Annotated in this window: 27 protein-coding genes, 1 tRNA gene and 1 pseudogene; 19 read left to right on the top strand and 10 right to left on the bottom strand. The window is 71.4% G+C overall.

The annotated features are described in order from the left end of the window. Positions 1 to 102: 102 nt before the first annotated feature. Genes G7070_RS02140 through G7070_RS02130 form a run of 3 tightly spaced genes read left to right on the top strand, consistent with a single transcriptional unit; the run spans position 103 to position 3,423 of the window. Positions 103 to 1,044, top strand: a complete 942-nt coding sequence (locus G7070_RS02140) for an acetaldehyde dehydrogenase (acetylating) (protein WP_166231613.1) — start codon at positions 103 to 105, stop codon at positions 1,042 to 1,044. Continuing rightward, positions 1,041 to 2,066 carry a 4-hydroxy-2-oxovalerate aldolase gene (dmpG, locus tag G7070_RS02135; RefSeq protein WP_166231612.1) on the top strand — a complete coding sequence of 342 codons (1,026 nt, stop codon included), beginning with the start codon at positions 1,041 to 1,043 and terminating at the stop codon, positions 2,064 to 2,066. Before G7070_RS02140 ends, dmpG begins: the two co-directional genes overlap by 4 nt. A 22-nt stretch (positions 2,067 to 2,088) precedes the next feature. Beyond that, positions 2,089 to 3,423, top strand: coding sequence for an MFS transporter (locus tag G7070_RS02130; protein WP_166231610.1), 1,335 nt, complete (start codon positions 2,089 to 2,091; stop codon positions 3,421 to 3,423). A gap of 337 nt (positions 3,424 to 3,760) precedes the next feature. Here G7070_RS02130 and G7070_RS02125 read toward each other — a convergent pair whose 3' ends face one another. Next, positions 3,761 to 4,504, bottom strand: a complete 744-nt coding sequence (locus G7070_RS02125) for a copper homeostasis protein CutC (RefSeq protein WP_166231608.1) — start codon at positions 4,502 to 4,504, stop codon at positions 3,761 to 3,763. Positions 4,505 to 4,547: 43 nt separating this feature from the next. Here G7070_RS02125 and rdgB point away from each other — a divergent pair, with 43 nt between their 5' ends. The 3 genes from rdgB to G7070_RS02110 all read left to right on the top strand — a co-directional run bounded on the left by rdgB (position 4,548) and on the right by G7070_RS02110 (position 6,543). After that, complete coding sequence (rdgB, locus tag G7070_RS02120; RefSeq protein ID WP_166231606.1) at positions 4,548 to 5,162, top strand: RdgB/HAM1 family non-canonical purine NTP pyrophosphatase; 615 nt, start codon at positions 4,548 to 4,550, stop codon at positions 5,160 to 5,162. Next, positions 5,159 to 5,971, top strand: coding sequence for a thymidylate synthase (locus G7070_RS02115; RefSeq protein WP_166231604.1), 813 nt, complete (start codon positions 5,159 to 5,161; stop codon positions 5,969 to 5,971). Before rdgB ends, G7070_RS02115 begins: the two co-directional genes overlap by 4 nt. Before the next feature lie 62 nt (positions 5,972 to 6,033). Continuing rightward, positions 6,034 to 6,543, top strand: coding sequence for a dihydrofolate reductase (locus G7070_RS02110; protein WP_166231602.1), 510 nt, complete (start codon positions 6,034 to 6,036; stop codon positions 6,541 to 6,543). Here G7070_RS02110 and G7070_RS02105 read toward each other — a convergent pair. Continuing rightward, a complete protein-coding gene (locus G7070_RS02105; protein ID WP_166231600.1) occupies positions 6,537 to 7,067 on the bottom strand; it encodes a mycothiol transferase in 531 nt (176 codons plus the stop codon). The two genes, G7070_RS02110 and G7070_RS02105, sit on opposite strands and share 7 nt — an antisense overlap. A 63-nt stretch (positions 7,068 to 7,130) precedes the next feature. Between G7070_RS02105 and G7070_RS02100 the strand changes: the two are divergent. From G7070_RS02100 to G7070_RS02085, 4 genes and pseudogenes are all read left to right on the top strand, one after another. After that, positions 7,131 to 8,512, top strand: a pseudogene (locus G7070_RS02100) (DNA polymerase IV). Further along, the gene (locus tag G7070_RS02095; RefSeq protein ID WP_166231598.1) at positions 8,509 to 8,883 is read left to right on the top strand and encodes a VOC family protein; all 375 of its coding nucleotides are present in this window, start codon (positions 8,509 to 8,511) and stop codon (positions 8,881 to 8,883) included. Before G7070_RS02100 ends, G7070_RS02095 begins: the two are co-directional and overlap by 4 nt. Positions 8,884 to 8,994: 111 nt before the next feature. Then, the gene (locus G7070_RS02090) at positions 8,995 to 9,369 is read left to right on the top strand and encodes a VOC family protein (protein WP_166231596.1); all 375 of its coding nucleotides are present in this window, start codon (positions 8,995 to 8,997) and stop codon (positions 9,367 to 9,369) included. Positions 9,370 to 9,396: 27 nt separating this feature from the next. Beyond that, positions 9,397 to 9,478, top strand: a tRNA-Leu gene (locus tag G7070_RS02085). Positions 9,479 to 9,567: 89 nt separating this feature from the next. Here the strand turns inward: G7070_RS02085 and G7070_RS02080 are convergent. Both G7070_RS02080 and G7070_RS02075 read right to left on the bottom strand, forming a co-directional pair. Further along, positions 9,568 to 10,395, bottom strand: a complete 828-nt coding sequence (locus tag G7070_RS02080; RefSeq protein WP_166231594.1) for an endonuclease VIII — start codon at positions 10,393 to 10,395, stop codon at positions 9,568 to 9,570. 113 nt (positions 10,396 to 10,508) lie between these two features. Further along, positions 10,509 to 10,997: a DUF1877 family protein gene (locus G7070_RS02075; protein WP_166231592.1), complete on the bottom strand. Its 489-nt coding sequence runs from the start codon at positions 10,995 to 10,997 to the stop codon at positions 10,509 to 10,511. Between the two features lie 75 nt (positions 10,998 to 11,072). On the opposite strand from G7070_RS02075, the gene G7070_RS02070 reads away from it, so the two are divergent. Further along, positions 11,073 to 11,510: an arsenate-mycothiol transferase ArsC gene (locus tag G7070_RS02070; RefSeq protein WP_166231590.1), complete on the top strand. Its 438-nt coding sequence runs from the start codon at positions 11,073 to 11,075 to the stop codon at positions 11,508 to 11,510. An 89-nt stretch (positions 11,511 to 11,599) separates the two neighbouring features. Continuing rightward, entirely contained in the window at positions 11,600 to 13,651 is a 2,052-nt protein-coding gene (locus tag G7070_RS02065; RefSeq protein ID WP_166231588.1) for a glycosyl hydrolase family 28 protein, read from the top strand. On the opposite strand, the gene G7070_RS02060 is transcribed toward G7070_RS02065, so the two are convergent. Further along, positions 13,652 to 14,131, bottom strand: coding sequence for a hypothetical protein (locus G7070_RS02060; RefSeq protein ID WP_166231586.1), 480 nt, complete (start codon positions 14,129 to 14,131; stop codon positions 13,652 to 13,654). Between the two features lie 153 nt (positions 14,132 to 14,284). Continuing rightward, on the bottom strand, positions 14,285 to 14,632 hold the full coding sequence (locus G7070_RS02055) for a DEAD/DEAH box helicase family protein (protein WP_166231583.1): 348 nt from the start codon (positions 14,630 to 14,632) through the stop codon (positions 14,285 to 14,287). Positions 14,633 to 14,932: 300 nt separating this feature from the next. On the opposite strand from G7070_RS02055, the gene G7070_RS02050 reads away from it, so the two are divergent. Further along, the gene (locus G7070_RS02050; RefSeq protein ID WP_166231580.1) at positions 14,933 to 15,904 is read left to right on the top strand and encodes an acetylxylan esterase; all 972 of its coding nucleotides are present in this window, start codon (positions 14,933 to 14,935) and stop codon (positions 15,902 to 15,904) included. A gap of 19 nt (positions 15,905 to 15,923) precedes the next feature. Here G7070_RS02050 and G7070_RS02045 read toward each other — a convergent pair whose 3' ends face one another. Continuing rightward, positions 15,924 to 16,904, bottom strand: coding sequence for a YeiH family protein (locus tag G7070_RS02045; RefSeq protein ID WP_166231577.1), 981 nt, complete (start codon positions 16,902 to 16,904; stop codon positions 15,924 to 15,926). A gap of 61 nt (positions 16,905 to 16,965) precedes the next feature. On the opposite strand from G7070_RS02045, the gene G7070_RS02040 reads away from it, so the two are divergent. Beyond that, positions 16,966 to 18,327, top strand: coding sequence for a BNR-4 repeat-containing protein (locus tag G7070_RS02040; RefSeq protein ID WP_166231574.1), 1,362 nt, complete (start codon positions 16,966 to 16,968; stop codon positions 18,325 to 18,327). A gap of 104 nt (positions 18,328 to 18,431) precedes the next feature. On the opposite strand, the gene G7070_RS17500 is transcribed toward G7070_RS02040, so the two are convergent. Then, complete coding sequence (locus tag G7070_RS17500) at positions 18,432 to 18,701, bottom strand: substrate-binding domain-containing protein (protein WP_206080170.1); 270 nt, start codon at positions 18,699 to 18,701, stop codon at positions 18,432 to 18,434. Beyond that, positions 18,647 to 19,453, bottom strand: coding sequence for a LacI family DNA-binding transcriptional regulator (locus G7070_RS02035; protein ID WP_206079895.1), 807 nt, complete (start codon positions 19,451 to 19,453; stop codon positions 18,647 to 18,649). Before G7070_RS02035 ends, G7070_RS17500 begins: the two co-directional genes overlap by 55 nt. Positions 19,454 to 19,539: 86 nt before the next feature. Here G7070_RS02035 and G7070_RS02030 point away from each other — a divergent pair, with 86 nt between their 5' ends. Continuing rightward, entirely contained in the window at positions 19,540 to 20,850 is a 1,311-nt protein-coding gene (locus tag G7070_RS02030; protein WP_166231571.1) for an ABC transporter substrate-binding protein, read from the top strand. A gap of 80 nt (positions 20,851 to 20,930) precedes the next feature. Here G7070_RS02030 and bcp read toward each other — a convergent pair whose 3' ends face one another. Then, positions 20,931 to 21,407 (bottom strand): thioredoxin-dependent thiol peroxidase, encoded by a 477-nt coding sequence (gene bcp / locus G7070_RS02025; RefSeq protein ID WP_166231568.1) that lies wholly within the window; start codon positions 21,405 to 21,407, stop codon positions 20,931 to 20,933. Between the two features lie 64 nt (positions 21,408 to 21,471). On the opposite strand from bcp, the gene G7070_RS02020 reads away from it, so the two are divergent. The 4 genes from G7070_RS02020 to G7070_RS02005 all read left to right on the top strand — a co-directional run bounded on the left by G7070_RS02020 (position 21,472) and on the right by G7070_RS02005 (position 25,513). Beyond that, complete coding sequence (locus G7070_RS02020) at positions 21,472 to 21,762, top strand: DUF3618 domain-containing protein (RefSeq protein WP_166231565.1); 291 nt, start codon at positions 21,472 to 21,474, stop codon at positions 21,760 to 21,762. Positions 21,763 to 22,099: 337 nt separating this feature from the next. Further along, on the top strand, positions 22,100 to 23,416 hold the full coding sequence (locus tag G7070_RS02015) for an ABC transporter substrate-binding protein (protein ID WP_246227227.1): 1,317 nt from the start codon (positions 22,100 to 22,102) through the stop codon (positions 23,414 to 23,416). An 85-nt stretch (positions 23,417 to 23,501) separates the two neighbouring features. Continuing rightward, positions 23,502 to 24,602, top strand: a complete 1,101-nt coding sequence (locus G7070_RS02010) for a carbohydrate ABC transporter permease (RefSeq protein ID WP_246227225.1) — start codon at positions 23,502 to 23,504, stop codon at positions 24,600 to 24,602. Between the two features lie 104 nt (positions 24,603 to 24,706). Further along, positions 24,707 to 25,513: a carbohydrate ABC transporter permease gene (locus tag G7070_RS02005; RefSeq protein WP_246228153.1), complete on the top strand. Its 807-nt coding sequence runs from the start codon at positions 24,707 to 24,709 to the stop codon at positions 25,511 to 25,513. The last annotated feature ends 115 nt before the right edge of the window (positions 25,514 to 25,628 follow it).

Here is a 25,628-nt window from a genome sequence, read left to right as displayed (position 1 = left end):
ACGATTTCGCCGATCCGGGTTGACACCACTCCTCTCATGTTCGATATTTAGAACCACAGTTCGACATGTCGGACATGCGACGGAGCATGGAAGGGACGCAGCGTGAGTGTGAAAGCAGCCATCATCGGCTCGGGCAACATCGGCACCGACCTGATGATCAAGATCCTGCGGGGCGGGGGTGACCTGGAGGTGGCGGCGCTCGTCGGCATCGACCCGGACTCCGACGGTCTGGCCCGGGCGGCCCGCCTGGGCGTCGCCGCGATCGACACCGGGGTGGACGGCCTCATCGCGTCCCCGGTCTTCGACGACGTCGAGATCGTGTTCGACGCGACCTCGGCCAAGGCGCACGTCTACGACGACGCGGCGCTCCGCGCGGCCAAGCCGGGCATCCGGGTCGTCGACCTCACGCCCGCGGCCATCGGCCCGTTCTGCGTCCCGGTGGCCAACCTCGTCGAGGTGATCGACGCCCCCAACGTCAACATGGTCACCTGCGGCGGCCAGGCCACCGTCCCGATCGTGCACGCCATCAGCTCGGTGGCGCCGGTGGAGTACGCCGAGATCGTCGCGTCCATCAGCTCCCGCTCGGCGGGTCCCGGCACGCGGGCGAACATCGACGAGTTCACCGAGACCACCGCGCACGCCCTGGAGCAGGTGGGCGGTGCCGCGCGCGGCAAGGCCATCATCATCCTCAACCCGGCCGAGCCGCCCGTGCTCATGCGCGACACGGTGTTCTGCCTGACCCGCTCGGGCGAGCCCGACGCCATCCGGGCGGCCGTCGAGGCGCGCGTCGCCGAGGTCGCGGCCTACGTGCCCGGCTACCGGCTCAAGCAGGACGTGCAGTTCGACGCCATCGCCGAGCCGATCACCCTGCCCGACGGCGCGACCTTCACCGGCCTCAAGGTGAGCGTCTTCCTCGAGGTGGAGGGTGCCGCCCACTACCTGCCCGCCTACGCCGGGAACCTCGACATCATGACCTCGGCCGCGCTGCGGACCGGTCAGGCCATCGCGGCGACGCTGCACGACACCCAGGAGGCCACGGCATGAGCCCCGACATCTTCATCTCCGACGTCACGCTGCGCGACGGCAGCCACGCCGTCGCCCACCAGTTCACCCTCGACCAGGTGCGCGCCATCGCCTCGGCCCTGGACGCCGCCGGCGTCGACAGCATCGAGGTCGCCCACGGCGACGGGCTCGCCGGCGCGTCCGCGAACTACGGGTTCGCCCCGTTCACCGACCTGGCCAAGATCGAGGCGGCCGCGTCCGTGGTGGAGCGCGCCGCGATCGCGACGCTGCTGCTCCCGGGCGTCGGCACGATCGCCGAACTGAAGGACGCCCGGTCCGCCGGGGCGACCTACGTCCGAGTCGCCACGCACTGCACCGAGGCCGACGTCGCCGCCCAGCACATCGCCACCGCCCGGGAGATCGGCCTCAACACCGCCGGCTTCCTGATGATGGCCCACATGGCCCCGGTCGCGACGCTCGTCGAGCAGGCCAAGCTGATGGAGGGCTACGGCGCCCAGTGTGTCTACGTCACCGATTCGGCCGGCGCCATGACGACCCGGGAGTACGCCGAGAAGATCGCCGCCGTCCGGCAGGCGCTCGACCCGGCGACGCAGGTCGGCGTCCACGCCCACGAGAACCTGTCGGTCTCGGTGGCCAACTCCGTCGCCGCGGTCGAGCAGGGCGCCTACCGGGTCGACGCGTCGCTGGCCGGCCTCGGGGCGGCCGCGGGCAACACGCCGCTGGAGGCGTTCGTGGCCGTGTGCGACCGCCTCGGCTGGGAGACCGGCTGCGACGTGTTCGCCCTGGCCGACGCAGCCGACGACCTCGTCCGGCCCCTGATGACCAACCCGGTGCGGGTCGACCGCGACACGCTCAGCATCGGGTACGCGGGCGTGTACGGCAGCTTCCTGCTGCACGCCCAGCGCGCCGCCGCCAAGTACGGCGTCCGCACCGCCGAGATCCTGATGGAACTCGGCGCCCGCAAGATGGTCGGCGGTCAGGAAGACATGATCGTCGACGTCGCACTCGACCTCGCCCGCTCGCGCTCCGGCAACGCCGCCTGATACGACAAGGAACCAACACCACATGAGCTCGCACACCGCAGAGTCGTCCGCGCAGTCCTCGCGCGAGCACGACGTCGAATCGATCGACCGCTCCACCCGGATGCGCGCCCTGATGGGCAGCGCCGTCGGGTCCGCGGTGGAGTGGTACGACTACTTCCTCTACGGCACGATGGCCAGCGCCGTCTTCGGCCACCTGTTCTTCCCCTCCGACGACCCGTTCATGGAGACGGTGCTGGCGCTGGCGTCCTTCTCGCTGGCGTTCCTGGTCCGCCCCATCGGCGGCGTCATCTTCTCCCACATCGGCGACCGCATCGGCCGCAAGAAGACCCTGGTCATGACGCTGTCGCTGATGGGCATCTCGACCGCCGCGATGGGCCTGCTGCCCACCCACGCCCAGATCGGCGTGTCGGCCGGCGTCCTGCTCACGCTGCTGCGCCTGATCCAGGGGTTGGCCCTGGGCGGCGAGTGGGGCGGCGGCGTCCTGCTGGCGGTGGAGTACTCCCCGCGCTCCAAGCGCGGCTTCTACGGCGCCGTCCCGCAGACCGGCGCCCTGTTCGGCCTGGCGCTGGGCAACCTCACCGTGATGGGCCTGGACGCGCTCCTGCCGGAGGAGGCCTTCCTGTCGTGGGGTTGGCGCATCCCGTTCCTGCTGTCGGCGCTGCTGGTGCTGCTGGGCCTGTGGATCCGCAACAAGGTCGACGAGACCCCCGCGTTCCGCAAGATCAAGTCGGAGCGCAAGGAGGTCAAGGTCCCGATCGTGGAGATCTTCAAGACCCAGTGGCCGGCCGTCCTGAAGGCCATCGGGGCCAAGTTCATCGAGACCTCGACGTTCTTCATCTTCGCGACCTACGTCATCTCCTACGCCATCAAGCTCGGCTACACCCGCGGCGAGGCGCTGAGCGCGGTCCTGGTCGCCGCCGTCATCGCGATCCCGTGCATGCTCGCCATCGGCGCGCTGTCGGACCGCGTGGGCCGCAAGTCGCTCTACCTCATCGGCACCGTGCTGGCCGTCATCTACGTCGTGCCGTACTTCTGGATGCTGAACCTGATGAGCGTCCCGGTCCTGATCATCTCCACCGTCATCGGCTTCGGCGCCATCTGGTCGATCTACGGCGCCCTGCTGGGCACGTTCCTGGCCGAGTCCTTCACCGCCGACGTCCGCTACACCGGCATCTCGCTGGGCTACCAGGTGGGCGCGGCCCTGGTCGGCGGCACCGCGCCGCTGATCGCGACCGCCCTGGTCGGCACCAACAACAACTACCCGCTGATCGGTGTCTTCATCGGGCTGTGCGCCGTCGTGTCGTTCGTCTCGGTGTGGTTCACCCGCGACCGTTCCGGTCAGGTCCTGGACGACTGATCCCGTCGCTTCTCACGTGCCCGGTCCCGCTCGCGGGGCCGGGCACGTGCGCGTCACGGGATGGTGCGGTCCGGCGCGTCGCCGGTGGATGCGCGGTTCCGGGGGCTGCGCCGGACGGTGGGCTCGCCTCGCCGTGCGGCCGCCCCTCCTGACGGCGCCGGGGCGGGCGGGCTGAGGCGGCGAAAAATCAAGGATCGCGCACTCGCGCCTGCAGCGCGCGTGCCGACAAGGGGCGATGCGCTCCCGCGCGGCGGTGACTGCGCGAAAACTGATTTTCGGGCGCGGGAGGCCGTGCGGAGGAACCCCCGAGAGGTTGGGCGGGCTGTCGAACCCGCGCTCAGCGGGCCGCCCGATCCAGGGCGTCGCGCGCCTCCCGGACAGCCGCGGCCGAGGTCCGCCACACCTCGCCCGCGCCGCCCCCGGGGCCGCTCGCCCCGCCCGGACGCCGATGTTTGGCCGACAGGTGCAGGCCGGTGACGCCGGCGTCCAGCAGCGCCGGGAAGGCCGCCGGTGTGACGCCGCCGCCCGCCACGATCCCCAGGCCGGACGCGTGCGCCGCCATGGCCCGCAGGGTCTCCAGCCCCTCGGGCGCGGTGGGGGCGCCGCCGCTGGTGAGCACCCGGGTCACGCCCAGCCGGGCGAGTTCGTCCAGGGCGGCGAGCGGGTCGGCGAGCACATCGAGGGCCCGGTGGAAGACGACGTCGCGCCCGGCCGCCGCGTCCGCCAGCGCGCGGACCGCGGGCGCGTCCACCCCGCCGGACGCGGTGAGCGCCCCCACCACGACACCGGTCACCCCCGGCACCGCCGCCGTCAGTGCGACGTCGCGGCGCATCACCGCCACCTCGTCGGCGTCGTAGACGAAGTCGCCGTCGCGCGCCCGGATCAACACGCACAACCCGGCGCCGGCCTCGGCTGCGGCTGCGGCGACGCGCTCGACGAGGCCGAGCGAGGGGGTCAGCCCGCCCGTCTCCAGGGCGCTGCACAGCTCCAGCCGGTCCGCGCCGGCGGCCAGCGCGGCGAGCGCGCCCGCGGCGTCCTGGACGGCGATCTCGAGCGGGATCCGGTCCGTCTTGCCACTCATGGGGTCAGTCTGCCCTGCGCCGCGCCCGGCTAGGGTGTGCGGCATGCAACGCGTTGTTCTGGCGACCCACAACCACAAGAAGCTGGTCGAGTTGCGGCGGATCGTCGAGGCCTCGGGGCTGGCCGTCGAGGTGGTCGGCCTGGACGACGTGGCGAGCTACCCCGAGCCGGCGGAAACCGAGCGTTCGTTCGAGGGCAACGCCCTCATCAAGGCGCGGGTGGCGGCCTCCGCCACGGGGCTGCCGGCCCTGGCCGACGACTCCGGCATCGAGGTCGACGTCCTGAACAGGATGCCGGGCGTCCGGTCGGCGCGCTGGGCCGGCGGCCACGGCGACGACGCCGAGAACCTCGCGCTGCTGCTGCGTCAGGTCGACGACGTCCCGGACGCCGAGCGCACGGCCCGGTTCGTCTGCGCGATGGCCCTGGTGCTGCCCACCGGCGCCGAGCACGTCGAGCGGGCGACGATGGAGGGTCGGCTCGCGCGCGAGGCCCGCGGCAGCAACGGCTTCGGCTACGACCCGGCGTTCCTCCCCGACGGGCACACCCGGACCACCGCCGAGCTCGACCCGGACGCCAAGGACGCCATCAGCCACCGCGGCAAGGCCGTCCGGGCCATGGTCGAGCACCTGCGCGGCGTCCTGGCGGGGGAGGCGGCATGAGCACCAACAACGCCGACGCCCAGTACCTGGCCCTCGTGCGCCGGATCCTCGACGAGGGCGCCCGTAAGACCGACCGCACCGGCACCGGCACCCTCAGCGTGTTCGGCCACCAGATGCGGTTCGACCTGGCCGACGGCTTCCCCCTGCTGACCACCAAGAAGCTCCACACCCGCTCGATCTTCGGCGAGCTGCTGTGGTTCCTGCGCGGCGACACCAACATCGGGTGGCTGCACGCCAACAACATCACCATCTGGGACGAGTGGGCGGACGCCAACGGCGACCTGGGCCCGGTGTACGGCGCGCAGTGGCGCAGCTGGCCCGCCCCGGACGGTCGGCACATCGACCAGCTCGCCGGGGTGATCGAGCAGCTCACGCGCAACCCCGATTCGCGCCGGCACGTGGTGGTGGCCTGGAACCCGGCCGACGTGGACGCCATGGCCCTGCCGCCGTGCCACATGATGTTCCAGTTCTACGTGGCCGACGGCCGGCTGAGCTGCCAGATGTACCAGCGCTCCGCGGACGTGTTCCTCGGCGTGCCGTTCAACATCGCCTCCTACGCGCTGCTGACGCACATGGTCGCGCAGGTGACCGGGCTGCAGCCGGGCGAGTTCGTGCACACGTTCGGCGACGCGCACCTCTACCTCAACCACCTCGACCAGGCGCACGAGCAGCTGTCCCGGACGCCGCGCACGCTGCCGACGCTGCGGCTGAACCCCGACGTCGACCGCATCGACGGCTTCGAACTCGCCGACATCGAGGTGGCCGGCTACGACCCGCACCCCACCATCAAGGCGCCGATCGCCGTCTAGCGTCCAGGCGCGGATCGCCGTTCGGCGCCGCGCCGCCGCCCACCGACCCGCCAGGAGGAGCCATGCCCGTCATCGCCATCGCGATCGTCGCCGACAACGGTGTGATCGGGGACGGTGAGCGTCAGCCGTTCGAGTTCGCCGAGGACTGGGCGCGCTACAAGGAGGTGACGCTCGGCCATCCCATGATCATGGGGCGCGCCACGTTCGAGGCGATCGGCCGATGGCTGCCCGGGCGCGCCACCATCGTGATCACCCGGAACCCCGACCGGATCGAGCTGCCGACCGACGGCCGCGCCACCGGCTACACCGCTGGCTCCTACCCCGAGGCGCTCGAGCTGGCCCGCAGTCTGGACGACACCGTGTTCGTCGCCGGGGGCGGCCGCGTCTACGCCGAGTCGTGGCCCGACCTGGACGAGCTCGACCTCACCGAGGTGCACGCCTCCGCCGAGGGCGGCGTGGTGTTCCCGAGGATCGACCCGGCGCAGTGGCGTGAGACGCGCCGCGAGCCGCGCGGCCCGTTCGACTTCGTCGGCTACGAACGGATCCGCGGAGCGGACGCGGCGCCTCAGTAGCCGATCGACCAGTCGGTGAGCAGCCCGCGGGCGTACTCCGCCTGCGCGACGTGCGCCGTGGCGTCGTCGATCACGCTGATGATCCGGACGCCGCGGGTCACCGGCGGCGTCCAGTTGTGGTCGACGACCTCGGCCAGGTCGTCGGAGCTGAGGCCGCGCAGGTACTCCACCGAGGCGTCGGTGACCGCGGTCACGTAGGCCAGGAGATCCGCCGGGTCGGACACGTGCAGGTCGGCGACCTGCTGCTCGGTGTCGCCGAAGCCCATCGAGCCCGGCCCGCGCGACACCCCCAGCCGCTCCGCCCACCCGCCGGTGACCCACTGCTGCTGCGCGCCGGACAGGTCGGCCATCTGCGCGTCCTGCTGGCGGGCGGCGTGCCACACCAGCCAGGCGATGGAGTTGCCCCGGCCGACGGGGCCCTGGACCAGGGTGGTGAAGGCGTCGGCGTCCAGATCCCGCAGCACCGCCCGGGCTGCCTGAAGCGGTCGTCCGATCGCGTCGATGAGGAGAGCGTTGGCGTCCATGCTTCGATCTTCGCACCGCCCACCGACAAAAGCGCCGTCGGACCGGGCTGCCACACTGGGGGCGTGCAGGCGAGCGAGGGACATCGGCGGGACGCGAGCGTCCTCCACCTGGACCTCGACGCCTTCTTCGCCGCCGTCGAGCAGCGCGACAAGCCCTCGCTGCGCGGCAAGCCCGTCATCGTCGGGGGCATCGGGGCCGCGGGGTGGTGTCAACCGCCTCGTACGAGGCGCGCGTGTTCGGCGTCCACTCGGCGATGCCGACCCACGAGGCCCGCCGGCTGTGCCCGCACGCCGCCTACCTGTCGGGCAGGTTCGCCGCCTACCGGGAGAGCTCGGCGATCGTGATGGGGCTGCTCGCCGAGCTGTCGCCGCTGGTGGAGCCCCTCAGCCTGGACGAGGCGTTCGTCGACCTCGCGGCGGGCCCGACCGTCGACTTCTCGCCCGCGGCGGTGCGGGAGGTGGGGGAGCGGCTGCGCGCGGCCGTCCGGGAGCGGACCGGCGGGCTGACGGCCTCGGTGGGCATCGGCACCAGCAAGTTCATGGCCAAGGTGGCCAGCGAGCTGGCCAAGCCCGACGGGATCACGGTGGTCGCTCCCGGCGACGAGCTCGACACCATCGCGGGCCTGCCGGCGCGGGCCATCCCCGGGGTGGGGCCGGCGACGATGGAGCGGCTGTCCCGGCTCGGGGTGAAGACGGTCGCCGACATCCGGGCGCTCAGTCGCGCCGAGGTGCTGCGCGAGCTCGGCAGGTCGCAGGGGGAGTGGGTGCACGACCTGGCGTTCGCCCGCGACATCCGGCCCGTCGTCGCCGACCGCGAGGCGAAGTCCATCAGCGTGGAGGACACGTTCGAGGGGGACGTCCGCGACCGCGCCGAGCTGGACGCCACGATCGACCGGGACGCCCGGATCGTCACCGAGCGCCTGGCGCGCCAGGGGCTGTTCGCCCGCACCATCACCCTCAAGGTCAAGCGTCCGGACTTCACGATCATCTCCCGTAGCCAGACGCTGCACGGCGCCACCGACCGGGCCGAGGTCGTCGCCCGCATCGCCCGCTCGATGCTCGACGGCGTCCCCGTCGAGACGGGGTTCCGGCTGCTCGGCGTCGGGGTCGCCGGCTTCACCGAGGCCGCCCAGGAGGAACTCTTCGAACCGGACGCGGCGGGCGCGGTCGTCAGCACCGTCTCCTCGGCGGAGGCGGCGGCCGAGCCGGACGCCGCGTCCCTGCGGCCGCGCTGGCGTCCCTCCTTCACGCCGGGGGCCGACGTGGTGCACGACGAGCACGGACGCGGCTGGGTGTGGGGCGCCGGCGTGGGACGGGTGACCGTCCGGTTCGAGACCGCGCTCACGGGCCCGGGTCCGGTGCGCACCTTCCGCGTGGACGATCCGGCCCTGCACCTGGCGGATCCGCGCGAACTGTCGGAGGGCCTTCCTAGGCTCGACCCATGATGGATCACTTCGGAATCAGCGTCGCCGACCTGGACGCCTCGGCGCGCTTCTACGACACCGTGCTCGGCACCCTCGGGCACACCCGGCTGATGGACTTCGGCCAGGCCATCGGCTACGGCACGGGTGCGGAGGCGGGCTTCTGGATCTCGGGGCCGGTCGAGGGCGCGTCCAACCGTGAGTGCCACATCGCGTTCTCCGCGCCCGATGTGGCCGCCGTGGACGCCTGGTTCGCGGCCGCCGAGGCGCTGGGCGCGGAGGTGCTGCACCGGCCGCGGCTGTGGCCGGAGTACCACGAGCACTACTACGGCGCTTTCGTGCGGGATCCCGACGGCAACAACGTCGAGGCGGTGTGCCACACGGCCGAGGCCTGACGCCGCCGTCGCCGCGCCTCGGGGGCGACCCCACAGCGTGACGATCTGCGGTCGGTCCGTCGACTCCTCGAACGCGGCTCCTGGCCGACCGGGTCGGCCTAGGCTGCCGCCATGATGGATCACTGCGGGATCAGCGTGGCCGACGTGGCCGCGTCCGCCCGGTTCTACGACGCGGTGCTGGCCCCGCTGGGTCACACCAGGCAGGTCGACTCCGGCGTCGCGATCGGGTACGGCGCGGACGGCGAGGCGGGGTTCTGGATCGCGGGCCCCGCGCCCGGCGCGTCCAACCGGGAATCGCACCTCGCCTTCGCCGCGCCGGACGAAGCGGCTGTGGACGCCTTCTTCGTCGCCGCCCAGGAGATGGGCGCTGACGTCGTCGACGTGCCCCAGGTGTGGCCCGAATACCACGCCCACTACTACGGCGCCTTCGTCCGGGACCCGGACGGCAACAACGTCGAGGCGGTCTGCCACACGGCCGGCTCGTGAGTCGATCTGGCTAGACTGACCCGGCCGGCCGGAGTGGTGGAATTGGCAGACACGCGGGATTTAGGTTCCCGTGCCGCAAGGCGTGAGGGTTCAAGTCCCTTCTCCGGCACGCGCGTGCGCGCCCCGCACGGTTGCGTCCTTCGGGGGAGCGGCGCCGGCTGACACCCCGAGGGCCAAGCAGCGGCCGGCCGCGAAGGATCACGGCAGCGGCTGGCACCGGACGCAGAAGTAGATGGTGCCGCCCAGGAAGGTCTGCTTGGTGATGGCCGAGCCGCAGCGGGGGCAGGGAAGCCCCTGGGTGCGCGCCGACAGCGTCGTGGGGTAGCGCCCCGGCTCGCCATGGAGGTCGCGCTCGGTGTCGCGGCCGCCGTCGTCGGTCATGCGGCGCAGCACCGCCAGCAGCGTCGCGTGCAGGTGGACCAGATCGCGCGGCGCGAGCGTCTCGATCCTGCGGCGGGGGTGCAGGCCCGCGTAGAAGGCGATGTCGTGCAGACAGCCGTTGCCCAGCCCGGGGATCCGCTGCTTGGTGGCCAGCAGTTCCTTGACCGACGCGCGGGCGGGCGCCTGCGCGACCAGTCCCCGCAGGTGGTCCAGGGTGAACGCGGCCGTCAGCGGCGACGGCGCGTCACGCGCGGCGCGCACGTAGGGCCCCACGTCGTCGCCGTCCTCGACCAGCGCGATCCCGGCGTACATCTGCACGGTGCAGGCCAGGGCGGCGCCGTCGTCGAACTCGACCAGGAGTTGGTGCCGCGGCGGGCGGGGCGTTCCGGGCGCGAGCCGTCGCAGGCGGGCGCCGTCGTTGAGGACCAGCCGGAAGGCGCCCACGGGCACCTCCACCACCCCGCCGTACGCGGCCGCGCGCCCCACCGCGCCGCCCGTCAACAGCGGGCCGAACTCGGCGGCCTCCCGGTTGTAGAACGCGAAGCCGTGCGGTGTCTGGCCGGCCGTCGCCGACGCGACGGTCCGTCCGGTGAAGGCGGCCGACAATTGGCGCGCCAAAGTGGCCGCCTCGGGTAGCTCGATCATGGGTTCCTCCGTGCAGAACCGGACGTCGTCGTCCGGTCGACGGCTCGAGCCTAACGGCGTGCGGCCGGCTCCGAGGCCGGTTGCACAAGTCGCCCGGCAGGCGCGGCGATCGCTCAGAACGTGACGGTGAACACCACGTGCTCGCCCGCGCCGGCGGCGTCGGAGAAGAAGGTGCGCAGGGGGCCCAACCATCCCAGGGCGTACGCCTCCTCGTCCGGGCCGAACTCGGGGTTGCGGAGTTCGGCGGGCATGGCGCGGTAGGCCGCGGAGAAGTCCCCGTCGCTCAGCCCGGCCAGGTAGTGCGCCACCTCGGTGGTCTCCGCTGGATCGAGGTGGGTGACCCACAGCGCGTCGTCGTCGGTCTGCAACGAGCGGGCCCCGCCGATCACCCCGCGGGCCGGCCACTCGTCACGATCGCCCTCGGGCGCCAGCGCGCACGCGATGGGATCCCAGGCCTTGTCGGTCTCACAACCCCGGTCGTAGACGCCCGCGTCCTCCTCCAGCAGCGCGATCGCATCCATCAGGGCGTCGTCGTCGCCGGCCGCCGCGAGCACCGCCGCGGCCTGGTCGTCGCTGAGGCGGAAGTGGAGTCCCAGGTTCATGCCGGGAGCCTAGCCAGAACCCGCAGGGGCCTCGCCTAGGATCTCAGCAGGCCCCGCGCACAACCAGGAGCGAGCATGGACCAGCGACCCGAAGCCCCGTCCCACGAGACGCGGCCCGCCCCGCGCGTCCTGTTCGTCTGCGTGAAGAACGGCGGCAAGTCGCAGATGGCGGCGGCCCTGCTGCGTTCGCTGGCGGGGGACGCCGTGGAGGTGTCCTCGGCCGGGACGCGCCCCGGTGAGGGTCTGAACGCTCTGTCCGTGGCATCGCTGGACGCGGTCGGCGCCTCGACGGCGGGGGAGCGCCCCCGGCAGCTCACCGAGGACATGATGCGGGTCGCGGATCGGGTGATCGTCCTGGGTGCCGAGGCCGAACTCCCGCAGGTCGCCGGCGTGACGGTGGAGCGCTGGATCACCGACGAGCCCTCCGAGCGCGGGATCGACGGGCGCGAGCGGATGGACCTCGTCCGTGACGACATCGCCGCCCGCGTCCGGACGTTGCTCGCCGAGTTGTGATACTCTCTCGTCTGAGAAAGCGCTTGCTGACGGGTGTCCGGCAGGGTTAGCGTGAGCGCGGCAACGTCGCCGCACCACGGAGGTCTCGCATGCTTCGCCCACGTCGCACCGTCCCCACGCTCGTCGCCGCGCTCGGCGCGCTCGCCCTCGGGCCGGTCGCCCTCCTCGCCGCGACCCCCGCGGACGCGGCGCCCAAGACCGGCACCGACAACACCTGCACCCAGGCCAGCACCCGGCTGACGGGCACCAGCCCCCTGGCCCCGAGCAACCTGTGCGTGCCGGGATCGGCCACCGATGACGTCAGCACCCTGCTCGTCTGGAACAAGCCCGAAGGCGGCAAGCTCGACGTCGTCGACTACGAGGTCTCCCAGGACGGCCGCGTGCTCGGGCGCGCGTCCGCGAACGCCGCCGCGCACACGCCGTCGCAGCCGTACGTGGAGGCGTTCTACGCCGCCGATCGCGACGGCTTCCACGTGGGCGTGGAGTCCCGCAGCTTCAAGGTGACCGGGCTGGCGCCGCAGACCACCTACACCTTCCAGGTCCGTGCGGTCCTCGCCGACGGCAGCCTGTCCGCCCCCAGCGCCGCGATCCGGCAGACCACCGCCAAGAAGGCGCACCGCAGCGTCGTGACGGCGCCGCAGTTCGGCGCGATCGGCGACGGTGTCACCCTCAACACCGGCGCCATCCAGAAGGCGATCGACGCCTGCAACGCCCCGTCCTGCGTGGTCACGATCCCCGAGGGCACCTTCCGGACGGGCGCGCTGTTCCTGCGCAGCGGCGTCACGCTCGAGTTGGCGCAGGGGGCACGCCTCCTCGGCTCGGACGACTGGCGCGACTACCCGATCGAGCGGGGCTACTACCTCTATCCGATCCCGGACCCCGTGCCCACGGAGGCCAGCTACACCGCCTACCTGCGTCCGCCGTCGCTGCTCAACGTCATCCCCGCCGACAACGGACGCGGGGAGGCGGGACGCCAGCCGGGCGCGGCGGCCCGCGGCGTCCGGATCGTCGGCCAGGGCGTCATCGACGGCAACGGCTGGAAGCGCACCGCGGCCGGCTCCACCACCGACGAGGCGGGCAACGCCCTCCCCGACTACGTGGCGAGCTCCGCCGGCAAGGTCGCCACGGACGGCATCCTCGCCGCGAACCAGGTCATCCACGCCCGCGAGGCCATCGACACCATGCCGGGCATCGTCAACCGGCCCGAGACCGTGAGCGACTCCTCGATCTACGGCCAGTACCGCTCCAGCCTGGCCACCTTCATCGGCGTCGACGGGCTCTACCTGGAGGGCGTCACCGCGGACAACCCCGCATTCCACGGGGTGATGTTCCTCGACTCCCACAACATCGGGGTGTACGCGACCTCGCACACCACGTTCAACACCAACAACGGCGACGGCCTCGAGTTCGGCGGGTCCTCGCACGGCGTCGTGGCCAACAACTTCTTCGACACCGGCGACGACGTCGTGAACTTCGCGGCGGGACAGGGCAAGTACGGTGCCCTGGGCCGCAGCTCGCAGGACGTGTGGATCATGGGCAACTACGTGCGGCGCGGCCACGGCGGCGTCGCGATCGGCAGCCACACCGCCGCCTGGGTCCAGCACCTGCTGGCCGAGGACAACGTGTTCCACCGCACCGAGACGGGGGCGCTGCGCATGAAGAGCACCTCCGACATGAACGGCGGCGCGCGCGACATCATCTTCCGCGATTCGGCGGTGGACTGCATGGCCTCCAACGCCTTCATCGCGTCGTTGGCCTACACCCTGTCGCCGTCGGGCTACGTGAGCGGCGGCTCGGCCACCTTCCGCGACATCGCCGTGAGCAATGTCAGCGTCAACAGCAACAACTCCAAGACGTGCGGCATGGCCGACAACGCCGGCAAGCCGGTCATCCTGGTGGAGGCCGGCCCGGGCAAGAACGCCGACACCGTCGGCCCGTTCGCGTTCACCGACGTCCGGTTCCGCAACGTGAGCCCGACGGGCATCCAGGGCCTGACCGACTCCACGTTCACACGCGTCTGCTTCGCCAGTGTGCGTGGGGGCGTGAACCCGTGGGTGCTGGACGCCCACTCCGTCGGCAACACCTTCGTGGACGTCACTCCGATGCCCGGTGGGGGCGCGCCGACGGGGCGGTGCCCCTAGTCAGCGCGCCTTGATGGTGGCCTTGCAGCCGGGTGTGACGCCCTGCTTGGTGATGCCGTAGAGCTTGACCGTGTCGGACTTGGTGCCGGTCCCGGTGATGGTCTCGGTGCTGGGGCCCATGTCGTTGGTGTAGGTCAGGGTGATCGTCCAGCGCTGCTTGCTCGGCGCGCTCACGGTGTAGCCGTACAGGATCAGCGGGTCGCCCGACTGCTCGGAGACCGACAACTGGCACGACGACGAGGTGAGCCGCGGGCCGGTGGCCGCGGTGGCGGACGGTGACGCCGTGGCTGAGGGCGTCCGCGTCGGTGTCGCCGAGGGCGAGGCGGTCGTGGGCGAGGCGGTCGTGGGCTGGGCGGTCGAGGCGCTGGGGGAGGCGGTGACCGCCGGGACGCTCGGCGTCGGCGTCGGCGCGGGGGTGGAGCAGGCGCTCAACAGGACGAGGGCGGACAGGGCCACGGCGGGGGTGAGTATGCGTTGCATGGGCACAGTCTGGCCGCGCCCGGCTCCGGCCGCCATGGGCCGTCGGTCGCGGCCGCCTCATGCCACGGGTGGAGAGCCCCGCTCGGCTCGCGCTACGGGCGCCGTGGCCGGACGCCCGCCCTCGCCGGCCTGGAGCCCACCCTCGCCGGCCGCTCAGCGCCGGACGCGCAGCGAGCCCGCAGCCACGCCCGCGAGGATGGCCGCGGCCACCTGCTCCGCCGGGGCCGTGGCGTCGACCCGGTGCCGACCCTCGATCTCGGCCCGCTCGAACTCGCGCCACATGTGGGTCGCCGCCCCGACGTCGCCGAACGGGTGATCCCTGCGGGTCGCGATCCGCTCCAGGCAGGTGTCCAGCGGGGCGGTCAGCACGGCGTAGTGCAGCGAGTCCAGGCCGGACGCCGCGGCGAACGCGGGCAGGAACCAGGGCCCCAGCACGCCGTCGAACACGACGGTGCAGTGCCGCGCCAGCCGCCCGGACGCCGCCCCGGCGGCCTCGTTCACCGCCGTGTTCTGCGCCAGGGACGCCGGCTCCCAGGGCGGGATCTCGCCGCGCCGCAGGAACGCGAAGAAGTCGTCCCCCGCGACGAGCGCGCCCGGGTCGAAGGCGTCGGCGACGAGCGCCGAGACGGTGGACTTCCCGAGCCCCGGGGGCCGGTGACGACGATGAGCGCGGGCACCGCCCCATCATCGGCCCTGGCCGCCCCGAACCGCGGGAGGCGCGTTCGGGGCCCCCGCGGCGCGGTCGGCGGGCGTAGTTTGAAACGCTCCAACGTGGGCGTCCGGGGTCACTAGGGTGTGCCCGTGGCTGAATTCGACCTCCCGCTGGAGCAACTGCGCGCCTACCGCCCCGACGTGCGGCGCCCCGACGACCTGCAGGCCTTCTGGGACGCGACCATCGAGGAGTCCCGGGCGCTGGCGGAGCCGCCGCGCACCGAGCGCGTCGAGACCGGCATGACGCTGGTCGACACCCACGACGTGACGTTCAGCGGCTTCGGAGGCCACCCGATCCGGGCGTGGGCGCACGTGCCGGCGGGCGCCAGCGGCCCGCTGCCGGCCGTGGTGGAGTTCCACGGCTACTCCGGCGGCCGGTCGCTCGCCTGGCAGAACCAGGTGTTCGCGACCGCGGGCTACGTCCACCTCACCGTGGACAGCCGGGGCCAGGGGTGGAAGGCCGTCGGCGCCACCCCCGATCCCACGGCCGACGCGGGCCTGAGCACCGAGCCGGGCGTGATGACCAAGGGCATCGCCGACAAGGACACCTACTACTACCGGCGGCTCTTCACCGACGCCGCGCTGGCGGTGGACGCCGCCCGCGCGCTGCCCTGGGTGGACGCCGCCCGCGTCGCCGTCACCGGCGCGAGCCAGGGCGGGGGATTGGCCATCGCGGCCGGCGCGCTGAACCACGACGTCGTCGCCGTCGCGACCGACGTGCCGTTCCTGTGCCACTTCGAGCGTGCGCTGGCCATCTCCGACCGCGACCCGTACGGCGAGATCGTGCGCCACCTGGCGCGCTACCGCGACCGCGTCGAGCAGACCCTGGACGTGTTGTCCTACTTCGACGGGGCCAACCTGGCTGCGCTGGCGCAGGCGCCCGCCCTGTTCTCGGTCGGGCTGCGCGACCAGACCTGCCCGCCCTCGACCGTCTACGCGGCCTTCAACCACTGGGGCGGCGACGACAAGGAGATGGCGGTCTACCGCTTCAACGACCACGAGGGCGGCGGCGAGCACCACGTCCCCCGCAAGCTCGCCTTCCTGGCCCAGCACCTGCGCTGACCCCGGGGGGAACCGGCGGTCAGCTCGTGACGAGCAGGACGCCGCCGAGCCCGACCAGCGTCACGATGACGGTCGCGCCGGCGCCCAGGGCGATCGGGCGGCCGCCCATCCCCAGCAGCTTGCGGACGTTCACGCCCGTGCCCAGGGCGAACATCGCCGCGGACAGCAGGAACGTCTGCAGGATCTTGAGCACCGCCATGATCTCCGCGGGCACGATGCGTAGGCTGGCGAGCGCCACGGCAGCGAGGAAGCCGACGACGAACAGCGGGACGATCGGCGGCCTGGCCCCGCCGGCGCCGCTCTCGGCCTGCCGGCGGCGCTGCCACGTGGAGAGCACGGCCATCACGGGGGCGAGCAGCACCACGCGGGCGAGCTTCACGATCACCGCGACGGCCAGGGCGCTCGATCCGATGATGCCGGCGGCGGCCACCACCTGGGCGACCTCGTGGATCGACGCGCCCGCCCAGAGTCCGGCCTGATGCTCGGTGAGCCCGATGAGGCCGCTCAGCAGCGGGATCACCGCGATCATCAGCGTGCCGAACAGCACCACCTGGGCCAGGGCGGAGGCGACGTCCTCGTCCTCGGCGTCGATGACGCCGTCGCAGGCGGCGACCGCGGCGGCGCCACAGATCGAGAAGCCGCTGGCCACCAGCAGCGTCACGGGCAGGGGCAGCCGCAGGAGGCGTCCGAGCGCCATCGTCAGGGCGAAGGTGATCCCCACCACGGCGAAGACCACGCCGACCATGCCCCAGCCCAGCCCCAGGATGTCACCCAGGGACACCTGCAGGCCCAGCAGCACCACGCCCGCCCGCAGCAACCGCTTGGCGGCGAACTTCACCCCGGGATCCATCGGCTCCGGCATCGGCGCGAGGTTGCCCACGAGCATCCCCAGCACGATCGCGACGAGCAGCGCGCTGAGGACGGGGAGCCACTGGTTGACGAGGACGGCGATGGACGCGGCCACCGCGCAGACGGCGAGTCCGGGGGCGAGATTCTTCACTCGGGCGACCCTATACCGGGATCCCGGAGCGCCTGGGAAAGCGCTTCGCTAGGGTCACATCATGAACTCCACCGACGCCACGGGACGGCCGACACCCCTGGCCGCCAACGCCGACGAGCAGGTCATCAACGACAACGGGGCCTGGTGCTGGTTCCAGGACGAGCGCGCCCTGGTCGATCCCGACGCGGGGGTCCTGGTGGTCGGGTCGATCGCCGCGGCCGAGGGTCCCGGCGGTGAGGGGCGCGTCGGCGACCTCGACGTGACCGTCGTCGATCTGCGCACCGGCGAGGCCACCGTGACGGTGCTCCACCCGGGCTTCGAGGTGGACGACCACGACGTTCCGGCCTTCTGGCGACGCACGGATGGCCGCTGGGGCGTCGCGTACGCCCGCCACAAGAGCGACGACCTGTCGTGGTACGCGCTCAGCGAGCCCGGCGACCCGACGGCCTGGGGCGAGCCGCAGGCGTTCGACTGGAGCGACCTCACCGCGCAGCGCGGCGTCACCTACTCCAACCTGCACCGCTGGGACGGCCGGCTGTGGTGGTTCGCCCGCGCGATCAACGACGACCCCTCCGCCCTGGTCTCCGACGACGAGGGGGCGACCTGGTCGTTCGCCGGCAAGCTGTTCACCCGCGACAAGGTCGGCTACGTCAACAGCTACACCCGCTACTCCAGCGCCCCGGACGCCGACCGCATCGACATCCTCGCCACCGACCACCACCCGCGCGACTACGACAACTCCATCTACCACGGCTACCTGGCCGACGGCGCCCTGCGGGCCAGCGACGGGAGCGTCGTCGACGCGGCGCCCCTGGACGGCGACGCGCCCAACCAGGACGCCCTCACCACGGTCATCGCGGCGGGGACGCGGATGGGCGGGGCGACGCTGACCCACTTCTGGACCACCGACATCCGGCGGGTCGGCGACCAGGTCGCCGCCGTGGTCACGGCCCGCGCCGACGACCGGGTGGGGGCCTCGGACCTCAGCGACCCCGAGTGGTGGGGCAGGCTGGCGCCGATCCCGGACCACCGGTTCGTCTATGCACGCCTGGGGGCCGACGGCACCTGGGGCGTCCATCACCTCGCGCCGGCGGGCGCCGGGCTGCTGCCGCACGAACAGGACTACACGGGCCTGGCGGCGATCGACCCCTATGACGCCGACACGCTCTACCTGTCCACGCCGCTCGACCCGCGTGACGGCGCCCCGACCGCCCACCACGAGATCTACCGTGGCCACACCACCGACCGCGGCGCGACCTGGACGTGGGACCCGGTGACCCAGGACTCGGACGCGGACAACCTGCGCCCGATCGTCGCCCCGGGGGACCCGTCGATCACCCCGCTGCTGTGGTTCCGCGGCTCGATGACCGCCTCCCAGCACTTCGACTGCGAGGTCGTGCTGCGGGTGCTGCCCCGCGGCTGAGCCTCCCGACCGGAGTCGCGGTCCCGACCGGCGAGCCGCTCGGTCGAGGGTCGGCCGGGGATCGGACGCCCGCGCCGATCAGCCGGTGACCGGAGCGCCGAGGGTCAGCCGGTGACCGGGCGCCGCGCGGGGCCGGTCGACTCGCGCAGCACCAGCGTGTGCAGCGGACCCGCGGTCGGGGCGGGGGCGTCCTGGCCCCGGACCAGCGCGATCAGCTCCGACATGGCGTCGCGGCCCAGGCCCTCGGCGTCCACCGCCACGGTGGAGACCGACGGGGTCGCGACCGCCGCCTGCTCGTTGTCGTCCCAGCCGACGACGCTCACGTCGCCGGGCACCGTCCAGCCGCGGTCCAGGCAGGCGCGGATGGCACCCATGGCCAGGGTGTCGTTGCCGGCGACGATCGCGGTGACGGGGAGTCGGCGGGGAGGGCGGCCACCGCCGCGCGCGCCGACGGAGTGTGCCAGTCGCCCTCGGCCACCTGCCCCTGCAGGCCCAGTTCGGCGATGGTGGCGCTGAACGCCGCGGCCCGGTTGCGGGCGGAGGTGAAGGTCAGGTCCCCCGTGATGTGCAGGAAGTGCCGGTGCCCCAGGCCGGCCAGGTGCCGCACCACCTCGGCGCACATCGCGCCGTCGGCGAGCGGACCGACCGCCTTGAGGTCCTGGTCGTAGGCGCGCAGCCGGACGATCGGGGTGGTGCTCGCCTCCAGGGCGGCGTCCTCCAGGCCGAGCATGACGAGGATCCCCTCGAAGCCGCCCGTGTCGGCCAGGTCGAGCGCCCGGTCGATCCGGGACGGGTCGGGCTCCTCCAGGCCGAAGATGTCGACGACGAACCCCTCCTCGTGGGCGCGACTGGTGGCGCCGTCCAGCAGGCGGTGCGGGTGCAGGGTGGTGGTCATCGGAAGCAGGATGGCCAGCCGCCCGGTCGTGCGGGTGCGCATCGAGCGGGCGATCAGGTTGGGCCGGTAGCGCAGTTCGTCGATCGCGGCCTGCACCTTCTCGGCGGTCTCGGGGCGGACGCCGGCCCCGTCGTGCCGCAGGTAGCGCGACACCGTCTGGTGCGAGACACCCGCGCGCTCGGCCACGTCCCAGATGGTGGCCCGCTTGGGCGAGGAAGATTCGTGCAACACGTTGACACGGTAGTGATCGGTCACTTAGCTTCGCAATAGATCCGTAGTGATCGATCACTATTGTTCCTCCTCGAAGGCGAGGTCCCATGACCCACCACTCTCCGACCCGATCCCCCGGACGCTGGCGCCGGGCCGCCGCCGCCGCGGCCACCGCCGCGGCCATGCTGCTCGCCACCGCCTGTTCGGGCGGCGCCCCCACCCAGCAGACCGGGCCCGTCACCCTGCGCATCTCCACGTGGGGCAACGACGTCCGCACCCGCATCACCCAGCAGGCGATCGACGCCTTCCAGGCGGCGAACCCCGACATCAAGGTCATCCTGGAGAACAGCCAGTGGAACGGCTACTGGGACAAGCTGGCGACGACGACCGCGGCCAAGGACGCGCCCGACGTCATCCAGATGGACGAGTCCTACATCGCCGCCTACGGCTCGCGCGGGTCTCTGGCCGACCTTGACGCGATGGCCGATCGGCTCCCGATGAAGGACATGGACGCCGCCATCCTCGACACCGGCAAGGTGAAGGGCAAGACCTACGGGGTGCCGATCGGCATCACCAACCTGGCCATCGCGGTCAACGTGCCCTTGATGGAGAAGGCCGGCATCCCGATCCCGGACGACAAGACGTGGACGTGGGACGACTACCAGAAGCTCGGCACGCAGCTGACCGAGAAGCTCGGCCCCGACGCGTGGGGCAACGGCGGCGCCGGCACGAGCACCATCGACCTGGGGTACTGGGCCCGGCAGCGCGGTGAAGAGGTGTTCCCGGCCGAGGGGCAGAAGCCGCTCAGCAAGGAGACGGTCCAGAGCTGGTTCGAGTACGGCAAGGACCTCATCACGACCAAGGCGGCCCCGCCGGCCAGCGTCCAGATCGAGAGCCTGTCCGGCCCGCTGGACGCCACGCTGCTCGCCACCAACAAGATGGCGATGTCGGGCATGTGGAACACCCAGATCACGGCGTTCAGCACCGCCAGCGGCAGCGAACTCGCGCTCCTGCGCATCCCGGCCACGAAGGCGGGCGAGCCGCACATCGTGAGCAAGGCGTCCATGTACTGGTCGATCTCTTCCCAGAGCACCAAGCAGGAGCAGGCGGCCAAGCTCATCAACTTCCTGATGACGGACCCGGCGGCGACCAAGCTGCTGACGTCCGAGCGCGGCGTCCCCTCGCTGGCCTCGGTGCGCACCGAGATCGCGCCCTTCGTGGACGCGCAGGCCAAGGTGGCACTGGACTACTCCGACGCCGTGGCGCCCGAGTTGGTGCCCCCGCCGCAAGTCACGCCGTCGAAGGCCTCGACCTGGGGCGCCGACCTGCAGCTGGTCGGCACCGACGTCCTGTTCGATCGGGCCACGCCCGCCGACGGCGCCCAGCGCGTGTTGGACCTGCTGAAGTCCTACCAGTAGCCGAACAGCACCGAAGCCCCGTCCCGCATCGCGCGGGACGGGGCTTCGTGGTTCGGGGCCTGCGGTGGGGCGGCCGGGCGTCAGACGCCGAGGTCGCGCCGCAGCCGGGTGACGTGGCCGGTCGCCTTCACGTTGTACTGGGCGACCGAGATCGTGCCCGCGCCCTCGGCGTCCACGTCGACGACGAAGGTGGAGCGGATCACGCCCTCGATCTCCTTGCCGTAGAGCATCTTCCTGCCGTACGCGCCGTAGGCGTCCATCACGGACTTGTCCTCGTCCGAGAGCAGGATCACGTCGAGGTGCTCCTTGGAGCGGAACGTCGCGAGCTTGGCGGGCGCGTCCGGGGAGATGCCCAGGACGTCGAAGCCCGCGTGCTCGAACTCGTCGGCGTTCGCGGTGAAGTCGATCGCCTGGGTGGTGCACCCGGGCGTCATGGCCGCGGGGTAGAAGTAGACGATGACGCGGCGGCCGGCGAAGTCCGACAGGGAGACCGGCTTGCCGTCGGCGTCGGGCAGGGTGAACGTCGGGGCGGGATCGCCCACCTGGAGTTTGGCCATGGCCTCAGCCTAGCTTCTGGCATAGTGGGGGCGAGGCAACGAGCCTGTGGGAGAGGGAGCACCGGTGGCAAACGGCACGAGCAATACCGCGCGAATCGAAGCCGAGATGGCGGCCGCCCGGTCGCGCCTCGCGGGAAACATCGAGGGCCTCATCACTCAAGCCCACCCCAAGGCGATCGCCGCGCGCACCGTGCAGGACGCCAAACAGTTCGTCCGCGACGAGGCCGAGGGCGTCAAGGCGCAGTTCGTGAACCTCGACGGGAGCCCCAAGGCGCCGCGTCTGGCGGCGCTGGCGGCCGCGGTCGTCGGCGGCATCGCCTTCCTCGTCGTGATCCGGTCCATCGCGCGCGGCTGACCTCCCCGCGGGGTGCGGCAACCGCCTGCAACCCCGCCGCGCCGAGCCTCCGGTGAGGGCTACTGGCCCCCGACGACGGGGGTCACCTTCTGGCGCGTCCGTGCATGACTCCACACAAAAACACAGATTCAGAGGTCAACCAAACCGAAGAATCGCGTCAAAATCCCTTTCACTAGGGGTTTTATGATGGCTCTGTGATGGCTATCACCACGAAGTCAAAGATTGATAACGATGGTGCGGGGGGGCTTCCCCGATAAGGGCGCGTGAGTCTACCTTGTTGTTCACGAACAAGGCCCGCAGTGCCTACTTGCGAGCCGTCACATAGGAGTGAGGTTTGATGAACACCACAACCATGAAGCGTGCGCTCGTGGCGTCGCTCTCCGTCGCCGCGGTGCTCGCGACCGCGGCGTGTTCCTCGACGCCGGCGGCGCCGGGCACGGGCGGTGGCGGCGGGGGCGGCACGACCACCACTGCTGACTGGACCAAGAAGGGCCCGATCAACTACGCCCAGGGCAAGGACACCTCGGGCAACCTCAAGGCCGAGATCGACGAGTGGAACGCGGCCAACCCCGACCAGAAGGTCACCCTGATCGAGCTGAGCGACAGCGCCGACCAGCAGCGAGCCGACATGGTCAAGCGCGCGAGCGCGAAGTCCGGCGAGTTCTCGGTCATCAGCATGGACGTGGTGTGGACGGCCGAGTTCGCCGCCAACCAGTGGGTGGAGGAACTGCCCGCCGACAAGTTCCCGACTACGGGCCTGCTCAAGAGCGCCGTGGACTCGGTGACCTACTTCAACAAGGTGTACGGCTACCCGTCGACCTCCGACGGCGCGCTGCTCTACTACCGCAAGGACCTCCTGGACGCGAAGGGTCTGTCGGCCCCCAAGACGTGGGCCGAGATGAAGTCCGCCTGCGACGCGGTCCTCCCGGGCCAGTCCGGCATGTCGTGCTACGCCGGCCAGTTCCAGAAGTACGAGGGCCTGACCTGCAACATCGCCGAGGCCGTGAACTCCGCCGGTGGCGAGTTCCTGACCGCGGACGGCAAGCCCAACGTCAACACCTCCGAAGCCGTCGCGGGCGTCCAGTGGCTGGTGGACGGCTTCAAGTCCGGGATGATCCCGCAGGACGCGATCACCTTCAAGGAGGAGGAGTCGCGCCAGGCCTTCCAGGACGGCAAGATCCTGTTCCTGCGCAACTGGCCCTACGTGTACCAGCTCGCCTCGAAGACGGACGGCTCGTCGTCGGTCGCCGGCAAGTTCGCCGTTGCTCCGCTGCCCGGCAAGGACGGCCCGGGCGTCTCGACGCTGGGTGGTCACAACATGGCCGTCTCCAAGTTCGCCGAGAACAAGGGCACCGCGATGGAGTTCATCAAGTGGATGAACACCGAGGCCAACCAGAAGCGCCGCCTCGAGACCTCCTCGCTCGCCCCGACCGTGGAGTCCATCTACTCCGACGCCGCGCTGCAGGCCAAGTTCCCGTACCTGAAGGACCTGGGTGACTCGATCTCGACCGCCAAGCCGCGCCCGAAGGCCGTCAAGTACGGCGACGTGACGCTGGCGATCCAGGACGCGAGCTACTCCGCCCTCCAGGGCCAGAAGGCGCCGCAGACCGCCTTCGAAGAACTGCAGACCAAGCTCACCGAACTGGTCAAGTAGTTCTCCTGTCCAACACGGAACCGGTGGCCCGGCGTGGCGTGACGTCACGCCGGGCCTCCCGGTTCCCAGGAGAAGGAACTCCCACATGACAGCACCCACCACCGTGGCTGGGCCGGCGAAGAGGCCGGCCACGAAAGCCAAGAAGAACCTCATGAGCGACGGCCAGGGCGCCCTGGCCGGACTGCTGATCTCCCCGACGATGCTCGTCATCGCCCTGGTCGTCGGGTTCCCGATCCTGTTCTCGCTCCGCGAGTCGGTGTTCCGCACCAACTCGGGCGTCGACCCCACCACCGGCATCGTGCAGAGCGGCGAGCAGTTCGTCGGCCTGGCCAACTTCACCGACATCTTCACCAACCCCCAGACGGTCATCGGCGTGTTCGGGAGCATGGACCGCCTGATCAACGCCTTCCTCAACACGACGTTCTTCACCGTGGTGTGCGTCACCGCAGAGACGGTCATCGGCGTCGCGATGGCGGTCATCATGAGCAAGGCCTTCAAGGGCCGCGGCCTCGTCCGGGCCGCGATCCTGGTGCCGTGGGCCATCCCCACGGTCGTGTCGGCCAAGATGTGGGCGCTGATCTTCGACGCCAACGGCGTCGCCAACAAGCTGCTCGGCCAGAACATCCTGTGGCTGGCCGACAACGCCTACAGCCAATGGGCGGTCATCGTCGCCGACGTGTGGAAGACGGCCCCGTTCATCGGCCTGCTCACGCTCGCCGGCCTGCAGACCATCCCCGACGAGGTCTACGAGGCGGCCCGCGTCGACGGGGCGTCCGCCTGGCAGCAGTTCACGCGCATCACGCTCCCACTCGTCCAGCCCGCCCTGGTGGTGGCGGTGCTGTTCCGCACCCTCGACACCATGCGGATGTTCGATCTGCCGTTCGCGCTGGCGGGACAGGGCAAGTACTCCGTCGAGACGCTGTCGATGTTCGCCTACTTCGAGAACAACGCGCTGAGGTACGGCCAGGCGGCCGCCTACTCGATCGTGCTGTTCCTCTACATCGTCCTGGTCGCGTTCCTGTTCGTGAAGCTGCTGGGCGCCGACGTGGTGGGCGATCCCGAGACCAAGGCGTTCGCCGAGCAGCGCAAGCGCCAGAAGCTGGCCCGCAAGCGCGCCAAGGCCGAGGGCCGCGAGCTCCCCGCTCCGATGCGGAGCACGATCACGAGCGGAGATTCGTCATCATGAGCACCGACACCCAGGCCCGCACCTCGCAGGCCGAGATCAAGGAACTCGCCAGCCGCAAGCGCTCGGGCAAGGACCTGCTGTTCCTCGTGCTGGGACTGATCGGCATGGCGGTCATCATCCTGTACTGCCTGCTGCCGTTCTACTGGATGCTCGTCAGCTCGCTGCGCCTGCCGTCCATGGGTCGCAGCACCGACTTCATCCCGAACCCGCCCTCGATCGAGAACTACGTCGCCGTCTGGGATCCGGCCAACAACTTCGCGCCGGCCATCATCAACTCGATCATCGTGTCGACCTCGGTGACGCTGCTGACGCTGTTGTTCGGCATCCTGGCCGCCTACGCGCTGGCCCGGCTCCGCTTCCGGTTCAAGGGCGTCGTGCTGTCGATCATCATCGCCTGCTCGATGTTCCCCGGCATCACGCTGCTGATCCCGCTGTTCAAGCTGTTCACGGCGACCTACCCGTGGTTCCCGTTCAACTGGATGAACACCTACCAGGCGCTCATCATCCCGTCGCTCAGCTTCGGGCTGCCGCTGTGCGTGTGGAACCTGACCGCGTTCTTCCGGCAGTTGCCGGTCGAGCTCGAGCAGGCCGCGATGGTGGACGGCTGCACGCCGGGCCAGGCCTTCGTGAAGGTCATCCTGCCGCTGGCGGCGCCGGGCGTCTTCACCACGGCGATCATCACCTTCATCGCGGTGTGGAACGAGTTCATGATCGCCCTCACGTTCGGCACGCGTGCCGACATGTACACGGCGGTGGTGGCGCTGAGCAAGTTCACCGGCCAGTACGGCTTCGACACGCCGTGGGGCACGATCATGGCCGCCGGCGTGATCCTCACCATCCCGCTGATCCTGCTGGTGCTGTTCTTCCAGCGCCGGATCGTCGCGGGTCTGACCGCGGGCGGCGTCAAGTAGGACGCCGCGCGCGCGAGCAGGGCCCGGGGGAGCGATCCTCCGGGCCCTGCCGCGTCCGGTCGGCCGCGAGGGGGCCGGTGTCCGGAGGCCTGGCGGGTGGAGTACCGGGGCATGC

The sequence above is a fragment of the Propioniciclava coleopterorum genome, assembly GCF_011393335.1.
In the GTDB taxonomy this organism is placed as follows: domain Bacteria; phylum Actinomycetota; class Actinomycetes; order Propionibacteriales; family Propionibacteriaceae; genus Propioniciclava; species Propioniciclava coleopterorum.
This window is presented reverse-complemented; position numbering and strand designations above follow the sequence as displayed.